The following is a 14,279-nucleotide window of genomic DNA, read 5'->3' on the forward strand; positions in this document are numbered from 1 at the left end:
CGGACATGGTTTACAGACTCCTTTCAGAATGGTGTGTCGCAACTTCATTCTACCAGAGTTCTGCAAACCATGTCTCTTTTTATCCTCTTTTATATTTGCGCAACTTATTTTACCTTATCAACAGGGGCAGCTTCATAGCCGAAGCTGCCCCTACAAACTGGGATTTGTCAAGCTGTAATATGCCCAACCATATATTTTGCATATTCTATAGCTTCTTTTTCGTCAAATTCCATAATGCTAACGGATGCATATTCATCAAGCGCCTGTTGTATTAATTTGCTATATTTTTCGGAAACATGCACCAATCCCCATTTTCCCCCTTCTTGCTTTGACAAAATCAGATTATCTTGTTTATATGCCAAAACTCTACACAGATTAAGTGTTATATAAACAGGGTTTTCAATAATTTCTACTTCTGCCTGTTCAATATCATTCCAAATACTGTCAAAATATACCTCTCGACCAACATCTTCAAAAATAGTACTTATTTCTTGGCCATAAAGGCACAGACCTCTATGATAGATAATCATTACATGAGCCGCCAAATCTTTGTCTATTCCGTTCATTTTCAGGATATAATCACGAGGATTATTTTTATACCACTCTAAATGAGCAACAGAAAAATGTAATTCAAAGGGTGTGGGATATACAAAAGGCTTACAGACAGACTTCTTGATAATACTTAATTCGATACCCTTGGTTGGCGCGAAAGTATTTAGTTCCACAACCATATTCATGTATCGACATTTCTCTTCATCAGACATATCACTATTAATCACAACAAGCAAATCAATATCACTTGTCTTCGCATTGAAGCAGCCCATCACTGCCGAACCATGAAGATATATTCCTACCAGATTATCTCCTAAAATATCTTTACTGTGCTTCACGATTTTTTCTGTAATTATCTGCAATGTATCCATGCTTGTTTACCTGCCTTACTTAACACTTCTCTAACCATTAAAATATCTCCGTCAACTTCTGATTTGTAACTTTTTGACACCTACATGTATTTTATCATGCAGGCAAACTATTTTCAATAGCTGGTCAAATCGCCGGAGATTTTAAGCTGGAGAAAAGAGAAGCGGCGTCCCTTGCGTTTTGGGCAAAAATTTGCTATGATAAAGTATCTTGCAATCACACCTGGAGGGAACCGATATGCTGAACAGTAAGCGCGAGGGCGTCTATTACAAAAACGGCGCCTTTCTCCCGGCCCGGGAAGGCCCCGCCGCCGGGCTGCCCGCACCGGAGGAAGCCAAAAAGGGGACCATGGCCTATGCCATCCTGTCCAAGCACAACACGGCGCGGGGCATGGAAGAGCTGGCGATCCGATTTGACGCCATGGCCTCCCACGACATTACCTATGTGGGCATCATCCAGACGGCCCGTGCCTCCGGCATGACGGAATTCCCGGTGCCCTATGTGCTGACCAACTGTCACAATTCTCTGTGCGCCGTGGGCGGTACCATCAACGAGGACGATCACGTCTTCGGCCTGTCCGCCGCCAAGAAGTACGGCGGCGAGTTCGTCCCCGCCCACCAGAGCGTGATCCACTCCTATATGCGGGAACGCTACGCCGCCCCCGGCAAAATGATCCTGGGATCCGATTCCCACACCCGTTACGGCGCTTACGGGACGATGGCCATCGGCGAGGGCGGGCCCGAGCTGGCCCGGCAGCTGCTGAAAAAAACCTATAACATCGCCTATCCGAAGGTGATCGCCATCTACCTCACCGGGGCGCCCCGGCCCGGCGTGGGCCCGCAGGACGTGGCGCTGGCGCTGGTGAAGGCCACCTTCCAGCAGGGCGTGGTGAAGAACGCCGTCATGGAGTTCTTTGGACCGGGCGTAAAGAGCCTGTCCATGGATTACCGCTCCGGGATCGACGTGATGACCACCGAGACCACCTGCCTGTCCTCCGTGTGGGAGACCGACGACACCCTCAGGGACCATCTGACCGTACTGGGCCGCGGGGACGCGTACCAGCGTCAGGCGCCGGCCGAGGGCGCGTACTATGACGGAGTCATCGAGGTGGCGCTGGACCGGATCGAGCCCATGATCGCTCTGCCGTTCCACCCCTCCAACGCATATACCATCCGGGAGTTCAAAGCCAATCTGGACGAGCTGCTCCATCAGGTGGACGAGGATGCCGTGCGGCAGCTGGGCCTCAAGCACAGGCCGGCCTCTCTGCGGGAGAAGATCGTGGACGGCAAATTCCGGGTGGATCAGGGCGTCATCGCCGGCTGCTCCGGCGGCACGTACCAGAATATCGTCCGGGCGGCCCAGATCCTGGACGGCCACGCCATCGGCTCGGATGAGTTCTGGCTGTCCGTCTACCCCACCAGCCAGCCGGTGAACCTGGAGCTGACCCGCAAGGGGTATATCGCCTCCCTTATGGCCGCCGGCGCGTCCATCCGGTCCTGTTTCTGCGGCCCCTGCTTCGGCGCGGGGGACGTGCCCGCCAACGGGGCCTTCTCCATCCGGCACTCCACCCGGAATTTCCCCAACCGGGAGGGGAGCAAGCCCTCCGATGGACAGGTGTCCTATGTGGCGCTGATGGACGCGCGAAGCATTGCCGCCACCGCACGGAACGGCGGCGTGCTCACCGGCGCGGACGAGCTGCCCGAGATCCCGGCGGACCCGGCGGTGGAGCCCTTCGCCTATGACGACACGCCCTACAAGGCACGGGTCTATTTCGGCGTGGGCAAACCCGATCCGGCGCAGGAGCTGGTGTTCGGCCCCAACATCGCCGACTGGCCGGAGCAGGTGGCCCTGCCGGAAAACCTGCTGCTGACCGTGTGCTCGGCCATCTACGATCCGGTCACCACCACCGATGAGCTCATCCCCTCCGGGGAGACCTCTTCTTACCGCTCCAACCCCATCAAGCTCTCCGAGTTTGCCCTGAGCCGCAAGGATCCCCAGTATGTGCCCCGGGCCAAACAGGTGCTGGCGGTGGAGCGCCTGCGCCGCGCCGACCCCGCCGCCCCTGAGGTCCGGCAGGCCCTGATGGGCCACGACCCCGCCGCCACTGGACTGGGCTCCCTGGTCATGGCCCTCAAGCCCGGCGACGGCTCCGCCCGGGAGCAGGCCGCCTCCTGCCAGCGGGTGCTGGGCGGCGCGGCCAACCTGGCCGCCGAGTATGCCACCAAGCGTTACCGCTCCAACGTGGTCAACTGGGGCATGCTGCCCTTCATCGCCGAAGGTGTGAAGGACTGGGATATCCAGCCCGGCGACAAGCTGTATATCCCCAGTGTCCGGGCCGCCGTGGACGGCGGGGCGGAGGAGATCGACGCTACCCTGATCCAGCACGGAGCGGAAAAGCACGTCACCCTCAAGCTCCCCGGCATGACCCGCGAGGAGCGGGATATCGTTTTGGCCGGCTGCCTGATCAACTACTACGCCAAGTAAAGCCTTCCGTTCGGAAAGGAGGCCCCTATGAAGCGTATCCAGCGTCTCCTCCTCTGCGTCCTGCTCTGCCTGGCGGTGTTGCCGGTCAGCGCCTCCGCCGACACGGGCCCCAAGCCTGCGGTGACCATCACCGTGGTCAACGCCCCGGCGGGGGACTACTACCTGGATCTGCTGATCCAAGACCCGGGGGACTATCCCAACATCGACCCCGAGGACTACGACCCCACCCTGCTGGACGGTCTGCGGAGCTGGGAGGGGGAGGGGTGGTGGCCCGCCCTGCTGGAGGGCACGGATGTACCTCTCTTCGGTGACCTGACGCCGGGGGAGGACGGCACCCACCGCTTCACCTACCACGGCCTGCCCAGGACCTTCCGCATCGCCGTCTCATCCGCCCAGGGGGCCCAGGCCACGGAGAGCTCCTTCACCCGTACGGTGTTCTATACCCACCTGACCTACAACTGGGCCACCAACACCATCACGAAGGCCACCTCCACGGTGGGCTTCTACCTGACCCAGTTCCTCTCCACCCTCATTCCCACCCTGCTGGTGGAGGGGGCGCTGCTGTGGCTGTTCGGCTTCCGCAGCCGGCAGGACTGGCTGGTGTTCGCTCTGGTCAACCTAGCCACCCAGCTGGGGCTCCATGCGGCGCTGGGCTCCACCATGATGGCCACGGGGGGACACTACTTCTACTATCTGATGATACTCCCCTTGGAGGCGATCGTCCTCGTGGTGGAGATCGTGGCCTACCGCATCCTCCTCCAGGAGCACAGCACGGGCCGGCGGGTGGGATATGCCGTGTGCGCCAATGCGGCCAGCTATGCTGTGGGTTACCTGCCTCTCCACTTGGCCGTGTCCTTTTTGGCCCGGTAGGCCAAGAATCATTTTACAGGACGCGGAAAACGCGGTATAATAGGGTATGCCGGGCCATGCGGCCCGGCATACCGTCTTTTTGGAATAGGAGAACTCTATGAAAAAGATCCTTGGGCCGCTCCTGGCCCTGACGCTGCTCATCTCCGCCTGCGGCGCGCCCGCCGCGCCGGAGCAGGACGATACCCTCCATGTGCTGGCCACCACCTACCCGGTCTACCTCTTCACCACGGCGGTGACCGAGGGGGTGGAGGGGGTGGAGGTGAGTCTGCTGGTCAACCAGCAGACCTCTTGCCTGCACGACTATACCCTTACCGTCGGCGACATGAAGGCCATCGAGAGGGCCGACGTGATCGTCAGGAACGGCGCGGGGCTGGAGGACTTCATGGATGACGCCCTGGCCGCCTCGGACGCGCCCGTGATCGACTGCTCGGCGGGCGTCGAGCTGCTGCCCGCCCAGGGTCACGAAGGCCATGACCACGATACCGAGTACGATCCCCACATCTGGATGGATCCCAGCTATGTCCAGGGGATGCTCAGCGCCATCTCTATGGGGCTGGGGGAGCTGGTCTACGGCGACGACTGGGCCTCTCACGGAGAATTCCATACCGGACAGTTGGCGGCAAAGGACATGTTGGAGCAGGCCAGACAGCGCTGGCAGGAGCAGATGGAGCCCCTGCAGGGAAATGGCCTGATCACCTTCCACGACGGTTTCCGGTACTTTGCCCAGGCCTTCGGCCTGGATCTGCTCAAGGCCATCGAGGAGGAGGAGGGCAGCGAGGCCTCCGCCGCTGAGATCAAGGAGATCGTCTCCCTCGTGGAGGAGTACGATATCCCCGCGATCTTTACGGAGGTCAACGGCTCCGACGCCACCGCTCAGGCCATCGCCCGGGAGACCGGCTGTGAGGTGTATGCGCTGGACATGATCATGAGCGGCGACGGCACGGGCATGCAGCCCTATCTCGACGCCATGCAGAAGAACCTTGACACCATCGTGGAGGCATTGGGATGAGCGTACGCAAGCACGAAAACGCGGGAAGCGGCTGCGCGGGCGCCTGCTGCCTGAAGGTGGAGGGGCTGGGTGTGCACTTCGGCGGGGAAGAAGTGCTCCAAAACGTGTCCTTTCACCTTCACTGCGGGGAGATCGTGGCCCTGATCGGCCCCAACGGGGCGGGGAAGAGTTCCCTGTTCCGCACCATTCTGGGACAGGTGCCCCACAGCGGGAGCATCGTGTTCCAGCGCGCGGGGGGCGGCAGGGCGCGGCCCCTGATCGGGTATGTGCCCCAGTCCCCCAGCTTCGACCGGGGGGACCCGGTGAGCGTCCTGGACTTTTTCTCCGCCGCCATTTCGGACTGGCCGGTCTTTCTGCCCACGCCCAGACGCCTGCGCGCACGGGTGCTGGAGTGCCTTGCGCGGGTACATGGGGACAGCCTGATCGACAAACGCCTGGGCGCGCTCTCCGGCGGCGAGCTGCAGCGGGTGCTGCTGGCCCTGGCGCTGGAGCCCCTGCCCCATATCCTCATTTTGGACGAGCCGCTCTCTGGGGTGGACATCGATGGGGAGCGCCAACTGCTGGATATGCTGGACGAGATCCGCAGCCAGTACGACCTGTCCATCCTGCTGTCCACCCACGACTTTGCCACGCTGGATCAGTATGCCGACCAGGTGATCCTGCTGAAAAATTCCGTGCTGCGGGTGGGGCCGCCGGAGCAGGTCCTCTCCTCGCCGGAATTCCGCGCCGTGTTCCACCTGGACCTGGGGAAGGGGGGGACGCGCTGATGGGCGTCTGGAACGTTTTGATGGACCTGCTGCCCTTTGAGTGGGCCGACCACGGCTTTATGCGCTCGGCCCTGCTGGCGGTGCTGGTCATCTCGCCCCTGTTCGGCCTGCTCTCCACCATGGTGGTGGAAAGCCGCATGTCCTTCTTTTCCGATGCGCTGGGGCATTCGGCCTTTACCGGCATCGCCGTGGGCGTGCTGTGCGGCCTGAGCGACCCCATGTGGTGCGCGGTCCTGCTGGCGCTGGTCTTTGCCGTGCTGTTCACCTATGTCCGGCGCAAGTCCAATATGGCCAGCGATACGGTCATCGGCGTCTTTTCTTCCACAGCCGTGGCTTTGGGCATCTTTATCGCGACGCTCAATGGAGGCAGCTTTACGAGATTCAACAGCATTCTCATCGGCGATATCCTCAGCGTGGAGGCGGGGAAGATCGCCCTTCTGGCCGTCATCCTGGCCGTGGTCGTGGTGCTGTGGGTATGCTCCTTCAACCAGCTGATGCTCGCCTCGGTGCACCCCGCCCTGGCGGACAGCCGCGGGATCAAGGTCTTCTGGCAGGAGGCGGTCTTTTCCGCCGCCATCGCCGTGGTGGTCACGGTGGCCATGACCTGGGTGGGACTGCTGGTCATTAACGCTCTGCTGGTGCTCCCAGCGGCGGCGGGGCGCAATCTGGCGAAGAATATGCGGCAGTACCACCTGTTTTCCCTCCTAGGAGCCGTTGCGGCGGGAATCGCGGGACTGATGACCTCCTATTATATCGGCGCCTCCGCCGGGGCCTCCATCACCTTGTATCTGGCGGCCTTCTTCGCCGTGACCTTCCTGTTCCGGAAGCGGCGGATGTAAGACGTGATGTCTCGGGCCGCAGCGTGAGGACCTGCGCCGGCCCGGGAGCCCGGCGTACCGGAAAAAGGGGGCCTGAGGTTGTTGCGCCGCCTGCCTGCACCCGCAGGCGCGTTTCGCAGCGCAGCCGCCGCAGGGCGCCTCCCGGCGCGGAGGTGACGGCGAAGCTCCGCGAGGCGCTCCTGCAGGAGGCGTTTTCGACAAGCGGAACGGCCGGACAGCATTTGCTGTCCGGCCGTTTTTGGGATTGGCGTGTGTTATTTTGTACCGAAAATGCGGTCGCCCGCGTCGCCCAGGCCGGGCACGATGTAGCCGTGGTCGTTGAGCTTTTCATCCAGAGCGGCGCAGTAAATCTCCACGTCGGGATGATCGTGGCGCACCCGCTCGATGCCCTCGGGGGCGGCGATGATGTTCATCAGCTTGATGTGCTTGACCTCGTAGTTTTTGATGAACTGGATGGCCGCGGAGGCGGAGCCGCCGGTGGCCAGCATGGGGTCCAGGATGATCACGTCGCGCTCGGCGATATCGGTGGGCATCTTGCAGTAGTATTCCACCGGTTCCAGGGTCTCCGGGTCCCGGTAAAGGCCGATGTGGCCCACCTTGGCGGAGGGGATGAGGGTGAGGATGCCGTCCACCATGCCCAGACCGGCCCGCAGCACCGGAACGATGGCCAGCTTTTTGCCGGCGATGCTCTTGAAGGTAGCGGTGGTGATGGGCGTCTTGATCTCCACGTCCTCCAGCGGCAGGTCGCGGGTGGCCTCATAGCACATCAGGGTGGCGATCTCGGAGACGACCTCGCGGAAGTCCTTGACGCCGGTGTTCTCATCTCGCAGGATGGAGAGCTTGTGCTGGAGCAGCGGGTGATCCAGAATGTGTACCTTTTCCATGTTCATGGCGCTATTCCCCTTTGTTTTGTTCTTTTGCCAGCCGCTCCCGTTCGGCCTGGGAGAGCCGGTGATAGTCCGGTGAGAGGCTCGCCGCGTCGGTGAGCCGCCCCGTCCTGACCTGCTCCAGCGCACAGCGGGCAACGCCCCAGGCGCTCTGGAAACGCAGATGCGGCGGCGCCAGGCGGACGTCCAGCCCCGATTCCTTGAGGGTAGTATAGCATAAAACCGCGCCGTCTCCAACCAAAATTTGCGGTTTTCCGCTGGTTTTTAATTCTTCGGCCAGTTCGGCCAGGGCGACGGCACGGTCGGGACACAGGCGGAGGAGGCCGTCGCCGGTGGAGCGAAAGCGGGCGTTATAGACCTGATTGCGCCGGGCGTCCATCACGGCGCAGAGCTCCATGCCGGTGTGAGCCAGGCACCAGGCCATGGATTCCAGTGTGGAGCAGGCCGCACAGGGCTTTTCGTCGGGCCAGGCCAGACCCTTTGCTGCGGATACGCCGATCCGAAGCCCCGTAAAGGAGCCGGGGCCGGCCGCTACCGCCACTACGTCCACCTCCGCCAGGGTATGGCCGCAGTGCTCCAGCATGGACTGTACCATGGGCATCAGGGTGCGGGAGTGGGTCAGGCCGCTGTTTTGGAAGGATTGCGCCAGCAAAAATTCGTCCTCGCACAAGGCCGCGGAGCAGGCCGCGGCAGAGGACTCCAGAGCCAGTATCTTCATATTCCATCCACCCCCTGGATCGTGATCACACGCTGTCCGTCTTCCGCGCCCCGGCGCAGGTCTACCCGGACGGTGTCTCTCTCCAGCGCGCCGGCGGCGTTTTCGCTCCACTCCACCGCACACACGCCCCCCCGGCGGAGATAGTCCTCCCAGCCGATCTCAAACAGCTCGTCGGAGGAGGCGAGACGGTACAGATCGAAGTGGAAGAGAGGCAGGCGGCCGCCCTCATACTCGTTGACGATGGTAAAGGTGGGGCTGGTCACCCGCCCGGCCACACCAAGGCCCTGGGCCATCCCGCGTACAAAGGCGGTCTTGCCCGCCCCCAGGTCCCCGGTAAAGGCCACCACTGCGCCCGGCCAAAGCAGTTTGGCCAAAGCCGCGCCGAGCGCCTCGGTTTCCCCGGGGGAATTGGATCGATATTCCATGGAACACCTCAAATGTGAAATTTAACTTAAATATTGTACCACACCCGTTTACCAAATGCAAAAAAGATGATAAACTAAATCCGCTTTCCGATCCAAAGCCGGAAGCGCTGATCCCGGTACAGCCCCAACGCGCAGTCCGCAGTCCAGAGAAAAGGGAGGTGAGAGCGGTTGTCCTGGTTTTCTGATTCCATCCGTGCATTTTTCCGCAAAGGAGACCTGCTGCTGCTCTGCCTGTGTATCCTCGCCAGCGGATACGGCCTGGTCCTGATTTACAGCGCCACCCGCTACCTGGAGTTCAACCGCAACCGCAACATGATCGTCCAGACTGCGGCCATCCTCCTGGGTATCCTGGTCTACGTGGTCATGTCGTCGGTGGATATTGAGCTTTTTACGGAAAAATCCTGGAAGCTGATGCTCCTGTTCAACGCCGCCATCAACGTGCTGGTCCGCACGCCGCTGGGGGTGGAGGTGGGCGGCAACCGCAGCTGGGTCCACATCCCCGGCTTTCCGGTGAATCTCCAGCCTGCGGAGCTTGCCAAGCTCACCTTTGTTCTTCTGCTGGCCTGGCAGATGACCCGCCTGGGCGAACGGGGAATCAGCCGCCCCTGGTCTGTGTTCCAGCTGGCGGGACACACCCTGTTCATGTTCGCCCTCATTGCCGTTACCTCCGGGGATTTTGGCATGGGCCTGACGTATCTGTTGATTTTCGTTATCATGGCCTGGGCGGGCGGGGTGAAAAAGCGCTGGTTTCTGCTGGCTGTGATCCTGGGTGTGATCGCGGTGGCGGTGATCTGGCCCCACATCAGCGACAAATATTTTGCCAAGCGCATCCTGGTGGTGGTAGACCGCCTGCGGGGCAATACGGAGACTCTCTGGGAGCAGACCCAGGGCGCGGGCTGGCAGCAGTATCGCAGCATTCTGGCCATCGGCAGCGGAGGGCTTACCGGCCTGGGTTATCTCCAGGGGATCCAGACCCAGAGCGTCTACGAGAGCTCCCTGCCCGCCCGTGAGACCGATGAGATCTTCGCGGTCTGCGGCGAGGAGTTTGGCCTGGCCGGCTGCCTGCTGCTGCTTTTGATCCTGGCGGCCATCATCCTGCGCTGCATCTGGGTGGCCCGGAGGGCCTGTTCCCCCCAATCGGCACTGATCGCCATGGGCTATGCGGGCATGCTGATGGTACAGGTCGGCGTCAATGTGGGCATGTGCCTGTATGTGTTCCCGGTCGTAGGGCTGACCTTGCCGTTCATCAGCTATGGAGGCTCCTCCATCGTTACCATGTACGCCGCCATGGGCGTGGTTTCCAGCATCAAGATGCGCAGCCTGCCCAGCTGGCTGCGGGACCGCAGCAGGATTTGACACGACCGGGGCGCACGGAGATCCTCCGTGCGCCCCGGCTGCATATTCTCCTTTCTTTGGCAAAGACTATGACTACAGTCTCTACCAAATAAGGAGGTCATTCCCTTGAAACACCGTGTTCTTCTGCGCCGTGCGCTCCCCGCGGCGGCACTGGCGGCCGTCCTGCTCTCCGCGTCGCTTCCCGCGTCCGCGCTTCTCTTTCGCAATGAGGAGGCGGCTCCTACCGTAGCCGCTTTCTCCAAAAACGGCCCTGTTACCGGCGCCATCTCCTTCACACAAGCGGATTTTCGTGTGGAGGACGGTAAGACCACGCTGGACTCCATCGTCATCAGCTCGCTGCCCGACCCGGCGGCCGGCGCCCTCACACTGGGCGGACAGGCGGTGGGCATAGGCGACGTGGTGACGATGAACGCTGTGGACGGACTGCGCTTTACGCCCCTGGCCGCGGCCACAGTCTCCTCCGCCGCATTCTCTTTTGTCCCGATCTTTTCCGACGGCCGGCAGGGGAGCGGCGTGAGTGTGGGTCTCTATCTGCTTGCAGCGGAAAACAGCGCGCCGATTGCAGAAAATCTGGAATTGAGCACCTATAAAAATGTAGCGATTACCGCACAGTTTGCCGCCGTAGACCCGGAAGGGGATCTGCTGACGTTCCACATCGTCGGCAAACCTGCCCGAGGCGCCGTGACCCTATCGGAGGATGGGAGCGGCGAGTTTGTCTACACGCCCTACGAAAACAAGACGGGAAAGGACAGCTTCACGTATGTGGCGGTGGATACCGTGGGCAACTCCTCCGATCCCGCCACGGTCAAGATCCGGATCGCGAAGGCCGATACGAAGGTCACCTACGCGGATCTCTCGGGCCATCCCGCGCACAAAGCCGCTATCCGCCTGGCGGAGGAGGGGATTTTTGTGGGCGAGCGTATGGGCGCGCAGTATTTCTTCCAGCCGGACACGCCGGTCACCCGGAGCCAGTTCGTGGCTATGGCCATGGAGTGCGCCGGAGCGAAAGTACTGGAGGGGGTGGAGCGTACCGGCTTTTATGACGATGACGCCATCCCGACCTGGGCCAAGGGCTATGTATCCTCCGCTTTAAAATCCGGGCTGGTTCAGGGGAGCCGGGATGCGCAGGGACGGGTGGTCTTCAACGCCGGAGACGGCATCACCCGTGCCGAGGCCGCGGTCCTGCTGGATCGGGCTCTCCAGGTCACCGATGTGAGCGCGCCTACGATGGATACGGATGCCGTTCCGACCTGGGCCAGCCAGTCGGCGGCAAATTTGGCCACCTGCGGCGTGCTTCCGGTGAATGGAAGCAGCGCACAGGCCCTGTCGGAAGTCCTGACCCGCGGCGAGGCTGCACAAATGCTGTGTGCCGCGCTGGAACTGATGGATAATCGGGACAACGGCGGCTGGCTTCAGTGGTGAAGACGTTCCCAATGGGGAGTGCGGCAGGGTCGCGCTCCCCATTTTTAAAAATTGCGGGAAGAAATCGTGAAATTGTGTTGACAAACCTACGGGGATTTGCTAAAATAATATGCGTTCGGTCGAGAAAACGGTGTGCGCCGAACGTCATGTGGGGGTATAGCTCAGCTGGGAGAGCGCTTGAATGGCATTCAAGAGGTCAGCGGTTCGATCCCGCTTATCTCCACCAATTACAACTGAATATCGTATCTGGGGGTATAGCTCAGCTGGGAGCCCGGTTGAAGCGGTTACACACCCCTCAGAAAAATTGAATAAGAAATACTCAGCACACCCTTTTATTTGGGGGTATAGCTCAGCTGGGAGCGCGGTACAAGCGTGTAACAGCACCCCTCAACAAAACTAAATAAACGTTCTTTCCCACATCTGGGGGTATAGCTCAGCTGGGAGAGCGCTTGAATGGCATTCAAGAGGTCAGCGGTTCGATCCCGCTTATCTCCACCATATCAAGGGAAAGAACTTTTCCTCGCTTCCGAAAGGAAGCGAGGTTTTGTTTTCATGCGGCGATTTCTACGATGTCCAGTCCCAGGCTGAACTGCGTAAAATCAATGTTGAAATCAATGTGCAGCTTATAGCCCCGATAGACCTCCACCCGGCGGATCAGGCAGTTGACGATCATTTTCTTTGCCTCCAGGCTGGCCGTGTCGTAAAGATCTGCCCAGGAGATTACATTGTCGTACTGCTCCTCCAGGGAGTGCAAAACGGTCTGCCCTTCCTCATAGGCGGCTTGTGCGTCCTCAAACTGCTTTTGTAGTTCGGTGCATTTGGCCTCAGCCTCGGACACCATAGAGCCTAGCAGGTCTTTGGAAAAGGTGCTTTCCCCTCGCAGAGCCTTGATGACTTCCGCTTTGAGCATATCCAGTTCATCGGCTGCCTTGGTGTAGTCGACCCGAATGGAGCGGAGCAGATTTTTTCGTTCTTCCATCTTTTCCCGATAGCGAGCGTTGACAATCTCGCTTTTCGGGATTGCCTTCATGCGCTCAAAGATTTGCCGCACCAGCTTGTCGATGATCCTGTCCAGGATATGTGCCGTGTAGCCCGTCTGCCCGTCGCAGTCAGTCTGCTTGCGGGTTTTGCCATAGCAGATGTACCGCACCCGCTTGATTACCCGGTGGGGATCTTCTTTACAGGGATAGGCCTTGCCGCTGGTGGTGAGGTTGAGCCGGGCACCACAATGGCCGCAGTACACATTCCCGGACAAGAGCGACTGGCCCGCGATGTTGCGGGGAACGGTACGCTCCGTTTCATTGGCCCGGTTAGTACGAATCCGCTGGGCCTCCTCAAACAGTTCCGGCTCTATGATTTGCAGGTGGGGCAGCACCGGGGAGCGGCTTTCCCCGCTGCGGAGTACGCCGGTATAGGTCAGGTTACAGAGGATGCCCCGGATGGTGGCGTGGTACCACATCTTGCCGCTCCGGGCCCGGTAGCCCTGGTTATTCAGGTGGGTGGCGATTCGCTGGGCCCCATAGCCCTCATGCACATACTTGTCAAAGACAATGCGGACAACGGCGGCCTCGGTTTCATTGAGAGCCAGCTCGTAGACCTCATGCTTGCGCTTATTCACGCGCCCGCTTTTCACAAGGTCATAGCCATAGGGGGCGACGCCGCCCTTAAAGCCTCCATCCTCCACAAGCTGCCCCAGGGCAGTTTTGGTACGTATGGAGGTTTTTTCGCTTTCACCGTCCGCTTGCCAGAACCGGATGTAGTTGGTGAGTTTGTCGGTGTGGTTGTCAAACCGCTGCTCGCCCTCCTGGGTGCTCCAGACCCGGACGCCGTTCTTGACGAACCATTCCACCACAAAGGGCGTTTCATCCGCGATCCGCCCGATGCGGTCAAACATGAACACCAGCAGAATATCAAACTTGCCCTGCCGAGCCCGTTCCTTGATGATTTGCAGCTTGTCCCGGTTTTCCGCCCGTACCTTGTGACCGGAAACGCCGTCCTCCTGTTCCTCGTGAACAATTGTCCAGCCCATTTTCTCACAAAAGGCGTGGCAGGCTTTCCGCTGCATGGGAATGTCGGCCTGGTTTTTATCGTTGTGATCCACCTGCTTATCGGTAGACACCCGGTATAAACAATCAACGCGAGTGCCAGTTATCATTTGATTTTCCATGTATAAGCCATCCTTTCAAATGTCATTTAGGCAGGTGAAAAGAGGCTTTTTGTACGCAGGATTTTTGAACTTGTCAAGGTGCATAGGGACTACCCCCACCATTATTATCCCTCTGTTCCGAGGGCTTGACAAGGATGACTCCGGGCCGGGGGGATGAGGTCTGCGCCACAAAGGACGAAAGCAAAATCTGCTTGACCTGCCCGATGGCCGTTGTGTTTTGTGACTCTGCAAAGGTGGCGGATATTTCAAACCCATCAATGGCAAAAACGGCATTTGCTTTTGGCATATACGGCCTCCTCTCTCATGGACGGACTGACATAAACAAACTCCCCGTTGTCCCGTGGGGCAAGGAACAGGGCCAGCACCGTTTCCGATGCTGGCCCTGTTCCTTGCCTCACTTCTGGACAAAGTGTC

At 59.8% G+C, this 14,279-nt stretch carries 13 protein-coding genes and 2 tRNA genes; 9 read left to right on the forward strand and 6 right to left on the reverse strand.

All coding sequences use genetic code 11. The features are described from left to right. Positions 1-167 precede the first annotated feature (167 nt). A complete protein-coding gene (locus H8S57_RS11590; protein ID WP_186908254.1) occupies positions 168-923 on the reverse strand; it encodes an aminoglycoside adenylyltransferase domain-containing protein in 756 nt (251 codons plus the stop codon). A 235-nt stretch (positions 924-1,158) separates the two neighbouring features. Here H8S57_RS11590 and H8S57_RS11595 point away from each other — a divergent pair, with 235 nt between their 5' ends. The 5 genes from H8S57_RS11595 to H8S57_RS11615 all read left to right on the forward strand — a co-directional run bounded on the left by H8S57_RS11595 (position 1,159) and on the right by H8S57_RS11615 (position 6,890). Then, a complete protein-coding gene (locus H8S57_RS11595; RefSeq protein WP_186908255.1) occupies positions 1,159-3,405 on the forward strand; it encodes a hydratase in 2,247 nt (748 codons plus the stop codon). Positions 3,406-3,432: 27 nt separating this feature from the next. Then, positions 3,433-4,275, forward strand: a complete 843-nt coding sequence (locus H8S57_RS11600) for a hypothetical protein (RefSeq protein ID WP_186908256.1) — start codon at positions 3,433-3,435, stop codon at positions 4,273-4,275. Positions 4,276-4,372: 97 nt separating this feature from the next. After that, positions 4,373-5,284 (forward strand): metal ABC transporter substrate-binding protein, encoded by a 912-nt coding sequence (locus H8S57_RS11605; protein ID WP_186908257.1) that lies wholly within the window; start codon positions 4,373-4,375, stop codon positions 5,282-5,284. Further along, on the forward strand, positions 5,281-6,051 hold the full coding sequence (locus tag H8S57_RS11610; RefSeq protein WP_186908258.1) for a metal ABC transporter ATP-binding protein: 771 nt from the start codon (positions 5,281-5,283) through the stop codon (positions 6,049-6,051). Before H8S57_RS11605 ends, H8S57_RS11610 begins: the two co-directional genes overlap by 4 nt. Further along, on the forward strand, positions 6,051-6,890 hold the full coding sequence (locus tag H8S57_RS11615; RefSeq protein WP_186908259.1) for a metal ABC transporter permease: 840 nt from the start codon (positions 6,051-6,053) through the stop codon (positions 6,888-6,890). The genes H8S57_RS11610 and H8S57_RS11615 overlap by 1 nt, the downstream gene beginning before the upstream one ends. A gap of 254 nt (positions 6,891-7,144) precedes the next feature. Here H8S57_RS11615 and upp read toward each other — a convergent pair whose 3' ends face one another. The 3 genes from upp to tsaE are packed head-to-tail and all read right to left on the reverse strand — an operon-like array spanning position 7,145 to position 8,920. After that, positions 7,145-7,774: a uracil phosphoribosyltransferase gene (upp, locus tag H8S57_RS11620; RefSeq protein ID WP_186908290.1), complete on the reverse strand. Its 630-nt coding sequence runs from the start codon at positions 7,772-7,774 to the stop codon at positions 7,145-7,147. A 10-nt stretch (positions 7,775-7,784) separates the two neighbouring features. Then, a complete protein-coding gene (gene tsaB / locus H8S57_RS11625; RefSeq protein ID WP_186908260.1) occupies positions 7,785-8,495 on the reverse strand; it encodes a tRNA (adenosine(37)-N6)-threonylcarbamoyltransferase complex dimerization subunit type 1 TsaB in 711 nt (236 codons plus the stop codon). Beyond that, the gene (tsaE, locus tag H8S57_RS11630) at positions 8,492-8,920 is read right to left on the reverse strand and encodes a tRNA (adenosine(37)-N6)-threonylcarbamoyltransferase complex ATPase subunit type 1 TsaE (RefSeq protein ID WP_186908261.1); all 429 of its coding nucleotides are present in this window, start codon (positions 8,918-8,920) and stop codon (positions 8,492-8,494) included. Before tsaE ends, tsaB begins: the two co-directional genes overlap by 4 nt. A gap of 168 nt (positions 8,921-9,088) precedes the next feature. Between tsaE and H8S57_RS11635 the strand changes: the two genes are divergently transcribed. The 4 genes from H8S57_RS11635 (at position 9,089) to H8S57_RS11650 (ending at position 12,196) form a co-directional block, all read left to right on the forward strand. After that, positions 9,089-10,276: an FtsW/RodA/SpoVE family cell cycle protein gene (locus H8S57_RS11635; protein WP_186908262.1), complete on the forward strand. Its 1,188-nt coding sequence runs from the start codon at positions 9,089-9,091 to the stop codon at positions 10,274-10,276. Between the two features lie 105 nt (positions 10,277-10,381). Further along, positions 10,382-11,698 carry an Ig-like domain-containing protein gene (locus tag H8S57_RS11640; RefSeq protein WP_186908263.1) on the forward strand — a complete coding sequence of 439 codons (1,317 nt, stop codon included), beginning with the start codon at positions 10,382-10,384 and terminating at the stop codon, positions 11,696-11,698. 150 nt (positions 11,699-11,848) lie between these two features. Beyond that, positions 11,849-11,924 (forward strand) — tRNA-Ala (locus tag H8S57_RS11645). A gap of 196 nt (positions 11,925-12,120) precedes the next feature. Further along, a tRNA-Ala gene (locus H8S57_RS11650) sits at positions 12,121-12,196 on the forward strand. 52 nt (positions 12,197-12,248) lie between these two features. Here H8S57_RS11650 and H8S57_RS11655 read toward each other — a convergent pair. Both H8S57_RS11655 and H8S57_RS11660 read right to left on the reverse strand, forming a co-directional pair. Continuing rightward, on the reverse strand, positions 12,249-13,817 hold the full coding sequence (locus H8S57_RS11655) for a recombinase family protein (RefSeq protein ID WP_369807618.1): 1,569 nt from the start codon (positions 13,815-13,817) through the stop codon (positions 12,249-12,251). Positions 13,818-13,938: 121 nt separating this feature from the next. Beyond that, on the reverse strand, positions 13,939-14,151 hold the full coding sequence (locus H8S57_RS11660) for a hypothetical protein (protein WP_186908265.1): 213 nt from the start codon (positions 14,149-14,151) through the stop codon (positions 13,939-13,941). Positions 14,152-14,279: the final 128 nt, after the last annotated feature.

Origin of the sequence: Lawsonibacter hominis, assembly GCF_014287895.1 — a bacterium.
Lineage (GTDB): Bacteria > Bacillota > Clostridia > Oscillospirales > Oscillospiraceae > Lawsonibacter_A > Lawsonibacter_A hominis.

Coding starts and splice junctions, on each gene's coding strand:
- H8S57_RS11590 (WP_186908254.1), bottom strand. CDS start 923: ATGGATACATTGCAGATAATTACAGAAAAAATCGTGAAGCACAGTAAA.
- H8S57_RS11595 (WP_186908255.1), top strand. CDS start 1,159: ATGCTGAACAGTAAGCGCGAGGGCGTCTATTACAAAAACGGCGCCTTT.
- H8S57_RS11600 (WP_186908256.1), top strand. CDS start 3,433: ATGAAGCGTATCCAGCGTCTCCTCCTCTGCGTCCTGCTCTGCCTGGCG.
- H8S57_RS11605 (WP_186908257.1), top strand. CDS start 4,373: ATGAAAAAGATCCTTGGGCCGCTCCTGGCCCTGACGCTGCTCATCTCC.
- H8S57_RS11610 (WP_186908258.1), top strand. CDS start 5,281: ATGAGCGTACGCAAGCACGAAAACGCGGGAAGCGGCTGCGCGGGCGCC.
- H8S57_RS11615 (WP_186908259.1), top strand. CDS start 6,051: ATGGGCGTCTGGAACGTTTTGATGGACCTGCTGCCCTTTGAGTGGGCC.
- upp (WP_186908290.1), bottom strand. CDS start 7,774: ATGGAAAAGGTACACATTCTGGATCACCCGCTGCTCCAGCACAAGCTC.
- tsaB (WP_186908260.1), bottom strand. CDS start 8,495: ATGAAGATACTGGCTCTGGAGTCCTCTGCCGCGGCCTGCTCCGCGGCC.
- tsaE (WP_186908261.1), bottom strand. CDS start 8,920: ATGGAATATCGATCCAATTCCCCCGGGGAAACCGAGGCGCTCGGCGCG.
- H8S57_RS11660 (WP_186908265.1), bottom strand. CDS start 14,151: ATGCCAAAAGCAAATGCCGTTTTTGCCATTGATGGGTTTGAAATATCC.